The sequence below is a fragment of the Allobranchiibius sp. GilTou73 genome (assembly GCF_021391335.1).
GTDB classification, from domain to species: Bacteria; Actinomycetota; Actinomycetes; order Actinomycetales; family Dermatophilaceae; genus Allobranchiibius; species Allobranchiibius huperziae.
In genome coordinates this window covers 3,120,359-3,135,947 of sequence record NZ_CP090051.1, presented here as the reverse complement: position 1 = coordinate 3,135,947, position 15,589 = coordinate 3,120,359, and the positions used below count along the sequence as shown (strand labels likewise).

The 15,589-nt window shown below is 70.5% G+C and carries 13 protein-coding genes; 10 read left to right on the top strand and 3 right to left on the bottom strand.

Annotated features, from left to right (window positions below; translation table 11 throughout):
- Positions 1 to 16 precede the first annotated feature (16 nt).
- Positions 17 to 949 carry a GNAT family N-acetyltransferase gene (locus tag LVQ62_RS15445; RefSeq protein WP_233762925.1) on the top strand — a complete coding sequence of 311 codons (933 nt, stop codon included), beginning with the start codon at positions 17 to 19 and terminating at the stop codon, positions 947 to 949.
- A 90-nt stretch (positions 950 to 1,039) separates the two neighbouring features.
- Entirely contained in the window at positions 1,040 to 4,378 is a 3,339-nt protein-coding gene (locus LVQ62_RS15440) for a glucodextranase DOMON-like domain-containing protein (RefSeq protein WP_233762923.1), read from the top strand.
- A 345-nt stretch (positions 4,379 to 4,723) separates the two neighbouring features.
- Here the strand turns inward: LVQ62_RS15440 and aceB are convergent, their stop codons facing one another.
- Both aceB and aceA read right to left on the bottom strand, forming a co-directional pair.
- Entirely contained in the window at positions 4,724 to 6,397 is a 1,674-nt protein-coding gene (gene aceB / locus LVQ62_RS15435) for a malate synthase A (RefSeq protein ID WP_233762921.1), read from the bottom strand.
- A gap of 141 nt (positions 6,398 to 6,538) precedes the next feature.
- On the bottom strand, positions 6,539 to 7,873 hold the full coding sequence (gene aceA / locus LVQ62_RS15430) for an isocitrate lyase (protein ID WP_233762919.1): 1,335 nt from the start codon (positions 7,871 to 7,873) through the stop codon (positions 6,539 to 6,541).
- Positions 7,874 to 8,070: 197 nt separating this feature from the next.
- On the opposite strand from aceA, the gene LVQ62_RS15425 reads away from it, so the two are divergent.
- The 7 genes from LVQ62_RS15425 (at position 8,071) to LVQ62_RS15395 (ending at position 14,533) form a co-directional block, all read left to right on the top strand.
- The gene (locus LVQ62_RS15425) at positions 8,071 to 9,609 is read left to right on the top strand and encodes a helix-turn-helix domain-containing protein (protein ID WP_233762917.1); all 1,539 of its coding nucleotides are present in this window, start codon (positions 8,071 to 8,073) and stop codon (positions 9,607 to 9,609) included.
- 38 nt (positions 9,610 to 9,647) lie between these two features.
- Positions 9,648 to 10,850 (top strand): CapA family protein, encoded by a 1,203-nt coding sequence (locus LVQ62_RS15420; protein WP_233762915.1) that lies wholly within the window; start codon positions 9,648 to 9,650, stop codon positions 10,848 to 10,850.
- A complete protein-coding gene (locus LVQ62_RS15415) occupies positions 10,847 to 11,833 on the top strand; it encodes a 2-dehydropantoate 2-reductase (protein WP_233762913.1) in 987 nt (328 codons plus the stop codon). The genes LVQ62_RS15420 and LVQ62_RS15415 overlap by 4 nt, the downstream gene beginning before the upstream one ends.
- A 159-nt stretch (positions 11,834 to 11,992) precedes the next feature.
- A complete protein-coding gene (rpsP, locus tag LVQ62_RS15410) occupies positions 11,993 to 12,502 on the top strand; it encodes a 30S ribosomal protein S16 (RefSeq protein ID WP_233762911.1) in 510 nt (169 codons plus the stop codon).
- Positions 12,503 to 12,507: 5 nt separating this feature from the next.
- Entirely contained in the window at positions 12,508 to 12,750 is a 243-nt protein-coding gene (locus LVQ62_RS15405) for an RNA-binding protein (protein ID WP_179479777.1), read from the top strand.
- A 91-nt stretch (positions 12,751 to 12,841) separates the two neighbouring features.
- Positions 12,842 to 14,047 carry an MFS transporter gene (locus LVQ62_RS15400; protein ID WP_233762909.1) on the top strand — a complete coding sequence of 402 codons (1,206 nt, stop codon included), beginning with the start codon at positions 12,842 to 12,844 and terminating at the stop codon, positions 14,045 to 14,047.
- Positions 14,048 to 14,059: 12 nt separating this feature from the next.
- The gene (locus LVQ62_RS15395; RefSeq protein ID WP_233762907.1) at positions 14,060 to 14,533 is read left to right on the top strand and encodes a DUF2752 domain-containing protein; all 474 of its coding nucleotides are present in this window, start codon (positions 14,060 to 14,062) and stop codon (positions 14,531 to 14,533) included.
- A gap of 81 nt (positions 14,534 to 14,614) precedes the next feature.
- On the opposite strand, the gene LVQ62_RS15390 is transcribed toward LVQ62_RS15395, so the two are convergent.
- Positions 14,615 to 14,950: a DUF4190 domain-containing protein gene (locus LVQ62_RS15390; RefSeq protein WP_233762905.1), complete on the bottom strand. Its 336-nt coding sequence runs from the start codon at positions 14,948 to 14,950 to the stop codon at positions 14,615 to 14,617.
- Positions 14,951 to 15,082: 132 nt separating this feature from the next.
- Between LVQ62_RS15390 and rimM the strand changes: the two genes are divergently transcribed.
- Positions 15,083 to 15,589, top strand: a complete 507-nt coding sequence (gene rimM, locus LVQ62_RS15385) for a ribosome maturation factor RimM (RefSeq protein WP_233762903.1) — start codon at positions 15,083 to 15,085, stop codon at positions 15,587 to 15,589.

Here is a 15,589-nt window from a genome sequence, read left to right as displayed (position 1 = left end):
TCGCACGGGGGAACGGGTGTGGGTCCGCACCGTCGTGCACGAGGACCTCGCCCCCTACCAGCAGGCCGTGCGCAGTTCGTGGGACCGCATCGGGGCCTGGAACCCCGTCTCCGCAGGTGATCTGGAGTGGCACCTGGGTCGTCAGAGCACCGAGCACCGCACCTTCCTCATCCACGCCACCGAACCGACGGGTGAGCACGACATCGTCGGAAAGGTCAACGTCAGCAACGTCGTTCGCGGCCGGTTCCAGAACGGCACCATGGGGTACGACGCCTACGACCCCTACGCCGGGCGAGGCATGTTCGCCGAAGGGTTGCGCCTGGTGGTGGGTCTCGCGTTCGCCGGAGCGGGACAGGGGATGGACCTGCACCGCGTCGAGGCCAACGTGCGCCCCGGCAACACCCGGTCGGCGGGGGTGCTGCGGTCACTCGGTTTCCGCCGGGAGGGCCATATCCGCTCGATGCTCCTGCTGGAGTCCGGTGGTGAACCCGCGCAGTGGCGTGATCACGACGCGTACGCCGTGCACCGCGGGGAGTGGCCCGCGACGCCGTACGCCGCTCACCGACCTGCCCGAATGGCGTTGCTCGTCAGTGACTTCGGCGCACCCGACCGCTCCGGGTCGTCCGGGCTGGCTCCCGCCCTGGCCGCAGAACTGGGCCTGCCGCTCTTCCCGCGTGCCCTGGTGCCCGACGACGCTCTCTGGGAGCTGCTCGCCGCGTCGCCGGTCGGGGGAGTCGTCGAGGGCGTCTGGCCACGGGAGGCGGAGGCGTTCGTGCACGAAGGTCTGCAGCGCGCGGGGTTCGATCCCGCGGTCGTGCCCCGACTGCGGGGCGACGGACGGTTCGCGGACGACCCGCCCGACGGTCCGGCGCCCATCGAGGTGTCCGCGCCGCTGCGTCCCTCCGACGTGAGCCGGGTGGCCCTGCGCGTGCGCGCGGCGTTCGCCTGAGGCGTGTCGCGGCGGTCTGTCGCCGGCAGGGTCTACCTTAGGCGTCGTACGTGATCCACGTCACACTCGTCCCATCACATGGAGCCAGCCATGTCCGCACTGCCTTCCGCACGCACTCGTCTCTCGCGCCGCGTCGCCGTCGCCCTCACCTCCAGCGCCCTCGCGCTCGGCACCGGCTACGTGAGCGCCCCGGCGCGCGCCGCCACACCGGGGGCGGCGACCGACGGTCCGGGCGCCGCGAGCTACCAGGCGCAGTCGCGCAAGGACTGCGTCGGCACGGCACGCAACCGGACCTCGAAGGTCTGGTACACCGTCGCGAACGGCGTGCTGTCCGACGTCTTCGCGCCCACGGTCGACGCCACCAACGTCAAGACGATGCAGTACATCGTGAGCGACGGCAGCTCCTTCACCGACCTGCAGACGCGCGACATGACCTACACCGTGCGCGCCGACGCGAGCGGGATGGCGTGCACCGTCACGTCGACCGCGAAGAGCGGCCGGTATCGGTTGGTGACGTCGTACATCACCGACCCTGAACGTGATTCGGTCGTGACGCACACCCAGTACCAACCGCTCACCACTGCGGCCGCGGCCTACAAGATCTACGTCCGTCTCGACGCGAACGCCGGCGGCAACGGCGGTGGCGGCACCTCGAACGCCGGCGCCGACACGGCGGTGGTCGACACCTCCGGCGGACACCCGGTGCCGGTCAGCTACGACACGAGCACCAAGAGCCAGGCGACGGGCCGCTCGTACGCCGTGCCGTCCTTCCTCGCCCTCACCGGCGACCGGCCGTTCGCGCAGGTGAGCAGTGGGTTCGTCGGCGCGGGCAGCGACGGGCTGACCCAGCTCGACGCCACCCACGCGCTCAGCCCGACGTACGCCACCGCGGCCGACGGCAACGTCGAGCAGACCGCCCAGGTCGCGCCGGATGCGCAGCGGTCCTTCACCCTGGCGCTCGGGTTCGGCACCACGCAGGCGTCCGCGGTCTCCACGGCGTCGGCATCGGCGCGCGGGTCTTTCGCGGCGACCGCCGCGAGTTACACCGCCGGGTGGACCGCATACGACCGCGGTCTGCGCAGGGTTGACCGGTTGCGTGGCGGGTGGCACAGCGACCCGACAGCCGTCCGGGACTACTACCAGTCGGCCAATGTGGTGAAGGCCTCGGAGGACAAGACCTACCCCGGCGCGATCGTCGCCGGCATCGACAAGCCGTGGGGCCAGTCGACGCCCGCCAACGACCCGGACAACCTCTTCACCACCAGCTACTGGGAGGTCTTCCCGCGCGACCTCTACGAGGCGTTCACGGCGCTGTTGGTCGACGGTGACCGCGCGACCGCCCAGGACACAGCGCGGTTCCTGCTCACCAAGAGCCAGCTGGCCGACGGGTCGCAGCCGCGCAACTCACTGCTCAACGGCGTCAAGGCCCCCGATTCGTTCAACACCCAGCCGGACGAGACCGCGTACCCGCTGCTGATGGCCTGGCAGTCCGGCCTCGCGGGCGACAAGACGCTCTACCCGCACGTGCGCGCCGAGGCGAACTATCTGGTGGCCAACGGACCGAGCTACGGCGTCGAGCGCTGGGAGGAGCAGACCGGCTACTCACCCTCGACGATCGCCGCCGAGATCGCGGGTCTGGTCGCCGCCGCGTCCATCGCTCGCACCCAGGGTGAGGCGGCCGACGCGCGGATCTGGCTCGCGACCGCCGACTCCTGGCAGCGCAGCATCAAGAAGTGGGGCGTGACGACGACAGGGGCACTTTCGTCGTCCCCCTACTTCATCCGACTGTCCAAGACCGGCGACCCCAACGCCGCGATCAGCTACAACGTGGGCAACGGCGGCCCGACGCTGGACCAGCGCAGTGTGATGGACCTGGGGTTCCTGGAGTACGTGCGGCTCGGCATGCTGCCCGCGAACGACGCCACCATCGCCAACAGCCTCACCGTCGCGGACAAGGTGCTGCGCAAGGACACCGCATCGGGTCCGGGCTGGCTGCGCTACAACGGCGACGGGTACGGCGACTGCGCCGTCCCGTCGTCCAGCAGCTGCACGGTCGCGGGGGCGCCCTGGACCAACGGCAACATCGGCACGGGGCACCCGTGGCCGGTCCTCGGCGTCGAACGCGCCCAGCAGGATCTCGCCACCGGTGACCGTTCCGGTGCTCTCAAACTGCTCTCGACCGTCAACGCGATGAACTCCGGACCGGGGCTGGTGCCCGAACAGGTCTGGGACTACCCGTCACTCGCGGCCTCGCCGTACGGCAGCAACCCAGCGACCGCGTCGATCGGCTTCGTCAACGGCAAGCCCGACGGGTCGGCCTCGCCGCTGACCTGGGGCGCCGGCGCCCAAGTGCGGCTGACCGCTGACCTGGCCGCTGGCAGGAGCCTGGAGCAGCCGAGCATCACGGTCGACCGCTACGTCACCCACCACCAGCAGACGACGCCGCTGACGGTCACCGCCCCGGCGGACGGCTCGTCGGTGGGCAAGACCGTCACCGTGAGCGGCCGGGCGGCGCCCGGGGCGACCGTCGACATCTCGGTGTCGGCGACCGACGCCTCCAACGCGACGACCGTGCGCACGCTGCGGGTGAGCGCGTGGGGCGGGTTCACGACGACCGTCCCCGTGCGCGGCGGCACCGACGTGATCGCGGTGAGCAGCACGGCGCGGGGCGGCGGCACCGCCCAGGTCGTGCGCCGGGTGGTCAGCGACGTGGTCGACGGGAAACTTCTGTACTCCGTGACCGACCCCACCGGCGACGACAACGGGCCGGGCAACTACGCCTACCCGACCGATTCGGCGTTCCATGCCGGTGCGTTCGACCTCACCCGGTTCGAGGTCTACGACACCGGGTCGACCATCACCTTCCGGGTGCAGACGCGCGACCTGACCGCCACCTTCGGTCAGCCCAACGGCGCCCAGCTCGTCGACGTCTACGTGCACAACCCCACCGCCTCCGGGACATCGACGAGTTCGTCCTACCCCGGCATGAACTACCGGATCGCCGATGCCGCCAGGTGGAGCCGCCTGATCGAGGTGCAAGGGTTCGCCGGCAGCAAGTTCGTCGATCCCGACGGCACGTCCGCGGGTCCCCTGACCACCTCCGCGAACTCCGTCTCGCGGTACATCACCTTCTCGGTCCAGAAGGACTCGCTGGCTGGGACGCCCTCCGCCGGTTGGGGATTCACGGTCGCGCTGACCGGTCAGGACGGCACACACGGCACCGACCAGACACGCGCGTTCGCTGCGACACCGCAGCCGTACGCGTTCGGGGTGTGCGCGACCGCGTCCACCTCACCGGCGTGCAGCGCCGACCCGGCGTCGGTGCCGAAGGTGCTCGACACCATCACCCCCGCCGGCACCACGCAGGCGGACGAGCTGGACTACACGGCCCACAACCCGGTCACCCTCACCGACGTCGTCATCCCGTAGGGCGCGCCGCGGTCACTCTCGCGAGCGGGCCGCCCGTCTTCAGGCGGCCCAGACGAGCAGCGCTGCGGTCTAGCTGCGCCGCTGGGCGTCAGTGGGTGGGTTTTCGGCGCTGCGGTCACTTTCCCGCGCTCGGCCCGAGTGCCCGGGTGGGTTTTCGGCGCTGCGGTCACTTTCCCGCACTCGGGCCGAGTGCCCAGGTGGGTTTTCGGCGCTGCGGTCTAGCTGCGCCGCAGGCCGCCGGCCGCCAGCCGCCTCCGTCCAGTGGCATGGAAATGTTTGAGTGGCGCACCTGTCGGTGCGCCACTCGAAACATAGGTATGCCACTCGGCGGTGAGAGGGACCAGGTCAGGCGGGGGCGTGCACCCGCTCGGACTGGTGCAGATCCGCCTCGTCGACACCGGGCTGCATCCGCAGCGACGTCTCGGTGAGGAAGCGCACGTAGCCGTAGTTGGTGAAGAAGCCCGGCAGGTGCGGCTGCAGCGCCACCCGCTCGAGGATCTCGCGGGCGCCGTCGTAACGGGCCACGATCTCCTCGTTCTGGCCGCGGGTGAGGATGGCGAGCTCCTCCTCGACCACGCGGTCGAGCAGCTCACGGGTCACCTGCGGTCCCTCGGCCAGCTGGGAGTTGTGGAAGAGCCACTGCCACAACTGGACCCGCGCCATCTCGACGGTGGCCGCGTCCTCCATCAGGTTGTCGATCGCGACAGCACCCCGTCCGCCGATCCACGACGCGAGGTACTGCAGCGCGACCGAGACGTTGGTGCGCACGCCCTGCAGGCTGATCGTCTGCTGGATCCCGACGAGCGAGACCAGGTCACGCGCGGTGGTGCGGCTCGGCCGCTGGATGTCGCGCTGGTCGTGCTCGGTGCCGAGCACGGCGGCGTACGCCGAGCGGCACACCTCCACCAGCGCGGGGTGGGCCACCCAGGAGCCGTCGAAGCCCTCGGCGGCCTCGCGCTCCTTCTCCGAACGCACCTGGGCGAGAGCGCGCACGCGCGCGTCCTCGTCCTGGCGGGTCGGATTGACCGCGGCCGGGCCGGCGATGGCGAACGCCTCACGTCGGTGACACGTGGACACCAACAGCTCGACGTACGCGCGCAGGAACGGCGTGGCCATCGTGATGTGGTCGCGGTCGGGCAGCACGAACTCGACGCCCCGGTGGGCGAAGGTGCGCACGTAGCTGAAGAGGTAGTCCCAGCGGCCGTCGGCCAGACCCGCGCAGTGCTCGCGCAGTTCGTAGAGAATCTCGTCCATCTCGAACGCCGCGGTGAGGGTCTCGATCAGGACGGTCGCCCGCACCGTGCCCTGCGGGATGCCGAGCGCGTCCTGGGCGAAACGGAAGACGTCGTTCCAGAGCCGCGCCTCTTCGTGCGACTCGATCTTCGGCAGGTAGAAGTACGGGCCGGCACCGCGTTCGATGAGCGCCTTGGCGTTGTGGAAGAAGTACAGGCCGAAGTCCACCAGGGTCGCGGAGACCGGGCGGCCGTCGATGCTGATGTGCTTCTCGCACAGGTGCCAGCCGCGCGGGCGGAGCACCATCGTCGGGGTGTGCTCGGGCTGGCGGCGCACCTGCCCGTCCTCCCGGCGCAGGTTGAGCTCGCCGCGTGCCGCGTCGTACAAGGTGACCTGGCCCTGGATGAGGTTGGACCAGCTCGGGGCCATCGCGTCCTCGAGGTCGGCGACCCAGACGGCGGCACCGGACTCCAGCGCGTGCATGGCCGTGTTGCGGTAGACCGGCGCGATCAGCTCGCAGCGTCGGTCCTCGAGCCCGGGGCCGGGGGTCGCGACCTGCCAGCTGCTGTCGGCGCGCACCGGCGCCGTGTCGGCCTGGAACTCCAGGTCCTCGCCGGCGTTGATGGCGCGGGCGCGCTCCCGGCGGCGGGCGAGCAGCTCGGCGCGACGCCCGGCGAACTCCCCGTCGAGTGCGGAGACGAACGCCAACGCGTCCTGGGTGAGGATCTCGTCGTAGCGATCGCCGAACGCGCCGCGGATCTTCGGTGAGCCGTAGGTGTCGCGCATGATCTGACCTTCCCTGCTGCGGGTGCTGATGTGGTGGGCGGGAGATGGAGGGGGAGACTCAGGGCCCCCACGGCCGGAGCCAGGTGGCCGTGGGGGCCCTGAGCGGTACTGGGTGGTTACGAAGAACTTCGTGGGGTGAACTCAGTGGAACTGGGCGTTCTCCGTGCTGTCCTTCAGGGCGGTGGTGGAGCTGTCGGGGTTCAGCGCGGTGGAGACCGCGTCGAAGTAGCCGGTGCCGACCTCGCGCTGGTGCTTGGTCGCGGTGTAGCCGCGGGCCTCGGAGGCGAACTCCTTCTCCTGCAGCTCGACGTACGCCTTCATCTGCTCGCGGGCGTAGCCGTGGGCGAGGTCGAACATCGAGTAGTTCAGGGCGTGGAAGCCGGCGAGGGTGATGAACTGGAACTTGAAGCCCATCGCGCCGAGTTCACGCTGGAACTTGGCGATCGTCTCGTCGTCCAGGTGCTTCTTCCAGTTGAACGACGGGCTGCAGTTGTAGGCCAGCATCTGGTCGGGGAACTTGGACTTGATGCCCTCGGCGAACTTCTTGGCGTGCTCCAGATCCGGGGTGCCGGTCTCCATCCAGAGCAGGTCGGCGTACTCGGCGTAGGCGAGGCCGCGCGCGACGCACGGCTCGATGCCGTTGGTGACCTTGTAGAAGCCCTCCGCGGTGCGCTCACCGGTGATGAACGGCTGGTCGCGCTCGTCCACGTCGGTGGTGAGCAGCGTCGCGGCCTCCGCGTCGGTGCGGGCGATGACGATCGACGGCACGTTGCTCACGTCGGCTGCCAGGCGCGCGGCGTTCAGGGTGCGCACGTGCTGCTGGGTCGGGATGAGCACCTTGCCACCGAGGTGGCCGCACTTCTTCTCCGAGGCCAGCTGGTCCTCCCAGTGCACACCGGCGGCGCCGGAGGCAATCATCGACTTCATCAGCTCGAACGCGTTCAGCGGGCCACCGAAACCGGCCTCGGCGTCGGCGACGATCGGCACGATCCACTCGTCGACGGTCTTGATGCCCTCGGCGTACTCGATCTGGTCCGAGCGCATCAGCGCGTTGTTGATGCGACGCACCACCTGCGGCACTGAGTTGGCGGGGTAGAGCGATTGGTCGGGGTAGGTCTGGCCGGCCGCGTTGGCGTCACCGGCGACCTGCCAACCGGACAGGTAGATGGCCTTCAGTCCGGCCTTGACCTGCTGGACGGCCTGGTTGCCCGTGAGCGCGCCGAGCGCGTTCACGTAGTCCTCGGTGTGCAGCTTCTCCCACAGCTGCTCCGAGCCACGGCGGGCCAGGGTGAACTCCTCCTGCACCGAGCCCTGGAGCGTGACGACGTCGGCGGCCGTGTAGTCGCGAGCGACGCCGGTCCAGCGGGGGTTGGCGTCCCACTCCTGCTGCAGGGCGGCTGCAGCCTCGGCCTTGCGGTCGGCGGCAGCGGCGCTGGGGGCCTGATTGATCTCATTGTCGGGAATCGTGGAGGTCATGGCTCCGGGCAGTCCTTTCGGGGTGCTCAGTGGGCCGCTTCGGATACGGCGTTGTGTCGATCGTGCGGGATGTAACCGGCAAGTACGAAGAAATTCCCAGTCAAAAAGTGCGCAAATTGCGCTAAGGTGCGATGATGCCAGGTCTTGACCGCCGCAACGCCCCTCGCACGGGCGTCAAGAAGCGCAACTCTGTCCAGATGACCACCACCGGTCCCATCCCTCCCGAGGTCGACGGCGTCCCCGATGCGCCGACGGGTCGCCTGACCTCACCGCACCCCGCCCCGAGCACCAGCGTCGGCGGCGGTGACGTCCCCGATCCCCTCACAGTGGGCCGGCGCCTGCGCCATGTGCGCCAGGAGAGCGGTCGCACCCTCGGCGACGTCGCCGCGGAGATCGGGATGTCGGCCTCGGCGTTGTCGCTCATCGAGAACGGCAAGCGCGAACCGCGACTGTCCGTGCTCAACGCGCTCGCCCAAGCACTCGGCACCCAGCTGTCGGAGTTGCTGACGACGGCCCCGCCCTCGCGGCGCGCGGCTCTGGAGATCCGCCTCGAACGCGCCCAGCGCGGGGAGGGGTACGACGCGCTGGGTCTGCCCCGGGTCAAGATCGGTCCCCGTCTGCCGACCGAGGCGCTGGAGGCACTGGTCGGCCTGCACGAGGCGATGGCGGCCTCGTCGGCCGAACGCGCGGCGACGCCGGAGCACGCACGACGCGCCAACCTGGGGTTGCGCGAGCGGATGCGGGCCGCGGACAACTACTTCGGCGAGATCGAGGACGAGGCGGCCCAGCTGCTGGGTGCCATCAACTACACCGGCGGTCCGGTGGGTCGGGTCTCGGTGGACCGGATGGCCGCGCACCTCGGCTTCTCCCTGGTGCACACCGGAGACCTGCCCGGCTCCACGCGCACCGTGACCGACCTGCAGCACAAGCGCATCTACCTGCCGCAACCCGAGGCGGGACAACACGATTCGCGCTCGCTCGCGCTCCAGGCTTTGGGACATCTGGTGCTCGGGCACGACGTGCCGGTCGACTACGCCGAGTTCCTCACCCAGCGGGTGGAGATCAACTACTTCGCGGCGTCCGTGCTGATGCCGCAGGAGGGCGCGGTCCAGCTGCTGCGGCAGGCCATGGACGCCAAGGACATCGCGATCGAGGACCTGCGCGACGCGTTCGCCGTCTCGTACGAGACTGCCGCCCACCGCTTCACCAACCTCGCCACCCGTCACCTCGGCATCCCGGTGCACTTCATGCGCATCGGGCAGGACGGCGTCATCTACAAGGCGTACGAGAACGACGGGGTGATCTTCCCCAGCGACGCGACGGGCGCGATCGAGGGCCAGCGAGTCTGTCGCGCGTGGACGGCACGCCGGGTCTTCGAGCAGCCGGATCTGTCGCAGGCGTTCTGCGCGTACACCGACACCCGGTCCGGCACCTACTGGTGCACCGCAGCGATCGACCGGACGCCGGCGGGGGTGTTCTCGGTCAACGTCGGGGTGCGCTACCAGGACGTGAAGTGGATGCGCGGCCGCGAGACCACCCACCGGGCGACGTCCCGCTGCCCGGACCCGACCTGCTGCAACCTGCCGCCCGCCGACCTGGCCGACCGGTGGAGCGGCAATGCATGGCCGAGCGCCCGGGCGCACTCCCACCTGCTGGCGGCCATGCCGCCGGGTGTGTTCCCCGGAGTGGACGATACCGAGGTCTACCGCTTCCTTGACCGACACGCTCCGGCGTGACCGGAAAGATCGCGCGGCCGATGCAATAGCGTGCCGGGATGGGACGAGGCCGGGGGACCTGGGGCAGCGCGGTGGTCGCCGCGACGGCGATGGTCGCTCTGTGCGGCTGCAGCCCATCGCCCCACGCGCGCCCGTCATCGACCCCGTCCTCCGGTACGAGCGCAGGCGGTTCAAGCGCGAGCGCCTCGAGCGCCCGCTCTCGCACGCCGAGCGTCACGGTGACCGGGAGCGGCGACATCCTGCTGCACTCGCCGCTGTGGCGGGAGGCCGCGGCGTACGCGAAGGCCGCGGGTCGCACCGGCTACGACTTCGATCCCATGTTCGTGCAGGTCAAGAGCGCCATCAGCGCCGCGGACATCGCGATCTGCCATCAGGAGACCCCGATCTCCTCCACCGATGCGGATCTGAGCGCCCCGGGTTCGACGTCCTTCAACGTGCCGCGGGAGATCGCCGGCACATTGAAGCGGGCCGGGTACGACGGGTGTGACGCGGCGTCCAACCACACCATGGACAGGGGAGTGGCGGGCATCGTGTCGACCCGTCGGCAACTGCAGGCGGCGGGGCTGAAGGTCGCGGGGCCGACGGGCGCGCCGGGGCCGCTGGGCATTCCGGCGATGTACGAGGCGAAGGGCGTCAAGGTCGCCGATCTGGCGTTCACCTACACGCTGCCCAACTCCGCGACGCCCACCACGCACGTGCCGTCCGATGCGCCGTGGCTGAAGGCCTATCTGTGGCCGGCCATCGGGGCCTCCGCGATTATCGCCGACGCCCGGGCCGCCAAGAAGGCGGGCGCCGACATCGTGATCGTCAACATCCACTGGGGCAAGGAGGGGGTGCAGCACCCCACGCCGGCCCAGACCACGCTGGCGGGCCGGCTGCTCGCGTCGCCGTACGTGGACGCGATCTTCGGCACCCATGCGCACGTCGTGCAGCCGTGCACCACGATCCACGGCAAGTACGTCTTCTACGGTCTCGGCAACTTCATCTCCAACCAGGGTCCGACCCGCGGCGGGGGCCAGACGGACTCCAACCAGGACGGCGTGCTCGCGCAGATCACCTTTTCCAAGACCGCCTCGGGCATCTGGAGCCAGCGGGCGCGCTACCAGCCGACCCATGTCGACGACGCGGACAAGCACACCGTCCGGCTGTCGACGCCGCAGTCGGACCCCGCGTCGTGGGGCCGCACCAAGCAGGCGATGAACGCGCTGGGCTCCTGCCCCGCGGTCGCGGCGGGCTCATGAGGGTGTGCGTCGTCGGTGCCGGCGCCATCGGCGGCACCCTCGCTGCGGCGTTCGCCCGCGGCGGCGCTCAGGTCTCCCTGCTCGCGCGTGGCGTCACGCTCGCCGCCCTCGCCCGTGACGGTCTGGTGCTCCATCACGACGGCGCCACCCAACGCCATCCCCTCCCGGTGAGCGCGGACCCGGCCGACCTCGGACCCCAGGATCTGGTGGTCCTGGCGGTCAAGGCGCCCTCCCTGCCGGCCGTCGCCACCTCGGTCGCCGCCCTGCTCGGCGACCACACCAGGGTGCTGACCGCGATGAACGGACTGCCCTGGTGGTTCCTGGACGGGGGATTCGGCGGCCCGGTCTCCGGCCGCACCCTGCGCAGTGTGGACCCCGAAGGTGCGCTCACCCGCGCGTTCCCGAGCGAGCGCGTCATCGGCTCCGTCGTGCACCTCGGCGCCAGTACGCCGGCGCCGGGGGTGGTGCGGTGGGAGACCGGTGACGGACTCGTGCTGGGCGATCCTGCGGGCGGCGCCGATGAAGTGACGCAGAGCGTGGCGGGCGTGCTGGGCAGCGGTGGCCTGTCGGTGACGACGTCACAGCAGATCCAACGCGACGTCTGGTGGAAGCTGTGGGGCAACATGACCATGAACCCGGTCAGCCTGCTCACGACCGGCACGATGGACACGATCCTCGATGACGACCTGGTGATGGAGCTGGTCGACGCCGTCATGTTCGAGGCCAAGGCCCTCGGTGCGACGCTCGGGATCCCGATGGACCAGGACCCTGCTGACCGGCACCGGATCACCCGGCGGCTCGGAGCGTTCCGCACCTCGATGCTGCAGGATCTGGACGCCGGACGACCGGTGGAGCTCGATGCGCTGCTCGGCGCCGTCGTCGAGCTGGGGGAGCTGACCGGTGTGCCGCTGCCGATCGCCCGCATGCTCTTCGGGCTGGCGCGCAGCAGAGCGCGCGTGTCGGGGCTCTACCCGGCGTCGTGACGATTTCGGCGCGGCGCGGCGTTCTGGCAGACTGATCGGCGTACCCGCGTGCGGCCGGCCCTCCCTGTGCCCGCGCGCCTACCCCGAGCATCGGCTCCCCGTGTGTTCCCCACCCGGTCTCGCCGCGCTCACCGATGAGATACAGGAGACACCACCAACGTGGCCGTCAAGATTCGTTTGAAGCGACTCGGCAAGATCCGCACCCCCCAGTACCGCGTCGTCGTCATGGACTCGCGCACCAAGCGCGATGGCCGGGCGATCGAGGAGATCGGGAAGTACCACCCCAAGGAAGACCCCAGCCTGATCGAGATCGACTCCGAGCGCGCGCAGTACTGGCTCGGTGTCGGCGCGCAGCCCACCGAGCAGGTGCGTGCGCTCCTCGGCGTGACCGGTGACTGGCAGAAGTTCAAGGGCGAGCCGGGTGCCGAGGGCACGCTGCGCGTCAAGGAAGCCCCGCGCGACAAGAAGGCCGCGTACGAGGCCGCCTTGGCCGCCGCCCAGAACGCGTCCGACGACGCGGGCAAGGGCAGCGCGACCACCACCCGTAAGAAGGCCGCCGCGGCTCCCGCCGACGACGCGCCCGCCGCGGAGAAGTCGGACAAGGCGGAGAAGTCGAACGAGGCTGACGCCAAGGCCGCGGACGACACCGCCGCCCCCTCGGAGAGCTGAGCACCTTGCTCGAAGAGGCGCTGGAACACCTGGTCAAGGGCATCGTCGACCACGATGACGACGTCGTGGTCCAGCACAAGGACGGCCGCCGGGGCGAGATGCTCGAGGTGCGCGTGCACCCCGACGATCTCGGCCGGGTGATCGGACGCTCCGGTCGCACCGCGTCCGCGCTGCGCACCGTCGTGGGCGCTCTCGCGAGCGGCCGCAACATCCGCGTGGACATCGTCGACACCGACCAGGTGCGCTGACCGGCTCGACAGCACTCCAGCGACGCCAGGTGGCCCGGGAACATCCCGGACACCTGGCGTCGTCGTTTTCCCACCTCGAAGGAACCCGCTCATGCACTCCGTACGCCGCCCGGCTCTCGGGAGCTCCTCCGCGCTGGCAGGAGTGCTCGTGGCCTTCGTCGCCAACGGATTCGGGTACGGCGCCGTCGGCGCGCTGACCCCGGCGCTGCGCGAGCAGCTGCACACCGACGCGCTCGGCATCGGCGTGCTGCTGATGGTGCTGGGCCTCGCCGCGATCGTCGGTATCAACCTGGGCGGGCGTCTGTCCGACGCGCACGGCGCGCTGCGCCCGATGCAGGCCGGCACCCTGGCGATGGCCCTCGGCCTGCTGCTGCTCCCGTGGGCGGGATCGGTGTGGACCGCCTGCGTGGCCGGGGTCCTGCTCGGCGTGGGCAACGGAGCGCTCGACGTGTCGATGAACGCGCTCGCGGTGCAGGTCGAGCAGCATCGCGAGCGTCCCGTCATGAGCCGGTTGCACGCCTTCTTCTCCGTCGGCACGCTCGCGGTGTCACTGCTCGTACTGCTGCTCGGTCGCGCGGACCTGTCGGGTGGTCACCTGGTGCTGGCCGCGATGACGGTCGTGGGCATCGCGTTGCTGGTCAGCCTGGTCTTCCAGGAGCGACTCTCCGCGCAGTCCCAGATCGTCGGACACGCCGACGCGCACGGTGCGCGCTCCGCCATCCCGCGCGCCGCCTGGCTGCTTGGCCTCATGGCGATCTGCTTCGCGGTCGCTGAGGGCACGGCGATGGACTGGTCGGCGTACGACGTGAAATCGATTGCCAGCGTGTCTGATTCGACCGCAGCACTCGGCGTGGTCGCGGTCTCGGCGACCATGGTCACCATCCGGCTGTGCGGTGACGCGGCCGTGCACCTGATCGGACGACGTGCCGTCGTGCGGTTCGGCGCCGCCGTCGCCGCGGCGGGATACCTGATCGCCGTCATCGCGTCGCCGCTGTGGCTGCTGCTGCTCGGGTGGGCCGTGGTCGGCCTGGGCATGGGTCTGGTCGCCCCGCAGGTCTATGGATCCGCGGGCAACCTCGCGGGCGGTCGCGGGCTGTCCGTCGTGGTGTCGATGGGATACGCCGCGGGGCTGCTCGGCCCCGGGGTCATCGGCAGCCTGGTGCACGCGTTCGGCATCGCCGACGCGTTGATCGTCCCGCTCGTGCTCGCGGCCGCGCTGTCCGCGCTGAGTGTCGTGATGCCCGACGTGCGCCGAGATGCCGAGCCCGAACCGGCTCCGGTGGCGAGCGGCACCTGAGACACTGACGGCATGACCCAGCTCGGAGCAGCGCCCGCGCAGTCGTCGACGACCTACGACGCCGCATCGCGCGATGCCACGTCGCCGTGGCGTCGGGTGCGTCCGCTCGCGGTCGGCGGACTGCTCGTGGGCGTCGCCACCGTGGCACTGCACTTCCGGGATCCGCACCAGCACGGGTCGTGGGGGATGTGCCCGCTCTATGCGCTCACCGGCATCTACTGCCCGGGGTGCGGGGGCCTGCGCGCCGTCAACGACCTCACCAACGGCAACCTGCGGGCCGCGCTCTCCAGCAATGTCTTCGTGGTGCTGCTCATGCCGGTCGTCGTGGGGTGGTGGCTCACCGCGTTGCGCAACCGCTGGCGTGGTGTGCCCAGCGCGCCGTTCGCACGGCAGCACGCCACGGTCCTCACCTACGTGATCGGCGCCGTCGCGGTGATCTTCATGATCGTGCGCAACACGCCCTGGGGGGCAGCGCTCGCTCCGTGACCCCTCGCTCCGGTCGGCCCGAGGCGCACGAACGGCGGACACCGGTTGCCCGGTGCCCGCCGTCCGGTCGAGCGGTGACGTTCAGCGCCGCGAGAAGTAGATCGCGTCGCCGATCACGGCCAGGACCAGCAGGATGGCACCCACGATGATCGCGGCCTGCGCGAGGCCTGCGCCCTTCTGGCGGCCGCCGGAGTTCTGGATCTCCTTCTTGCTCTGCACGCCGAGGACGATCCCGGCGATCGGGAAGATGAAGCAGCAGACGCCCAGGATGCTCAGCACGAGAGCCACGACGGCCTTCGTGCTCTGCTGCGGTGGCGCGCCGCCGTACCCGCCGTCGCCGGGGCCGCCCCCCTGGAAACCGCCGCCCTGGCCGTAGTCGCCGGGCGGGGGCGGTGGCGCTGACTGGTCGTAACTCATGCTTCCTCCGAAGAAGTGACGGTTGCCGGATGGCCGATCGTGCGCCGATCCAACCACGTACCAGACCGCTTGGGGCCGATAGCGGCAGACGGGTCGAGGCGGCGTCGAGCGGTAGCTGGGAGACTTCCCGGCATGGACGAGGTGATGGTGGCCCGCATCGGCCGCGCGAACGGGCTGAAGGGCGAGGTGACGGTCCAGCTGCACACCGACCGGCCGCAGGAGCGGTTCACCCCCGGTGCACGCTTTCGCACCGAGCCGTCGATCGGGGAGCTGACGGTGCGCTCGGCGCGCGTGCAGGGCACGACGTGGGTCCTCGGTTTCGAGCAGGTGCGTGATCGCACGGGCGCCGAAGGACTGCGTGACACCCGGCTCATGGCCGCGCCGGACGAGGACGAGGACGACGGCTGGTACGAGGACGATCTGGTCGACCTGATCGTCTACGACGTCGACGGCGCGCTCGTGGGGGCGGTCGTCGCGCTGCTGCAGCGCCCGGCACAGGACCTGCTGCAGATTGCGTTGGAGGGCGGCGGCACCGCGTACGTGCCGTTCGTCGAGCAGATCGTGCCCGTCGTCGACATCGAGGCCGGTCGGATCGAGATCGACCCGCCGCCCGGCCTGCTCGACCTCGGGCGGGACTGA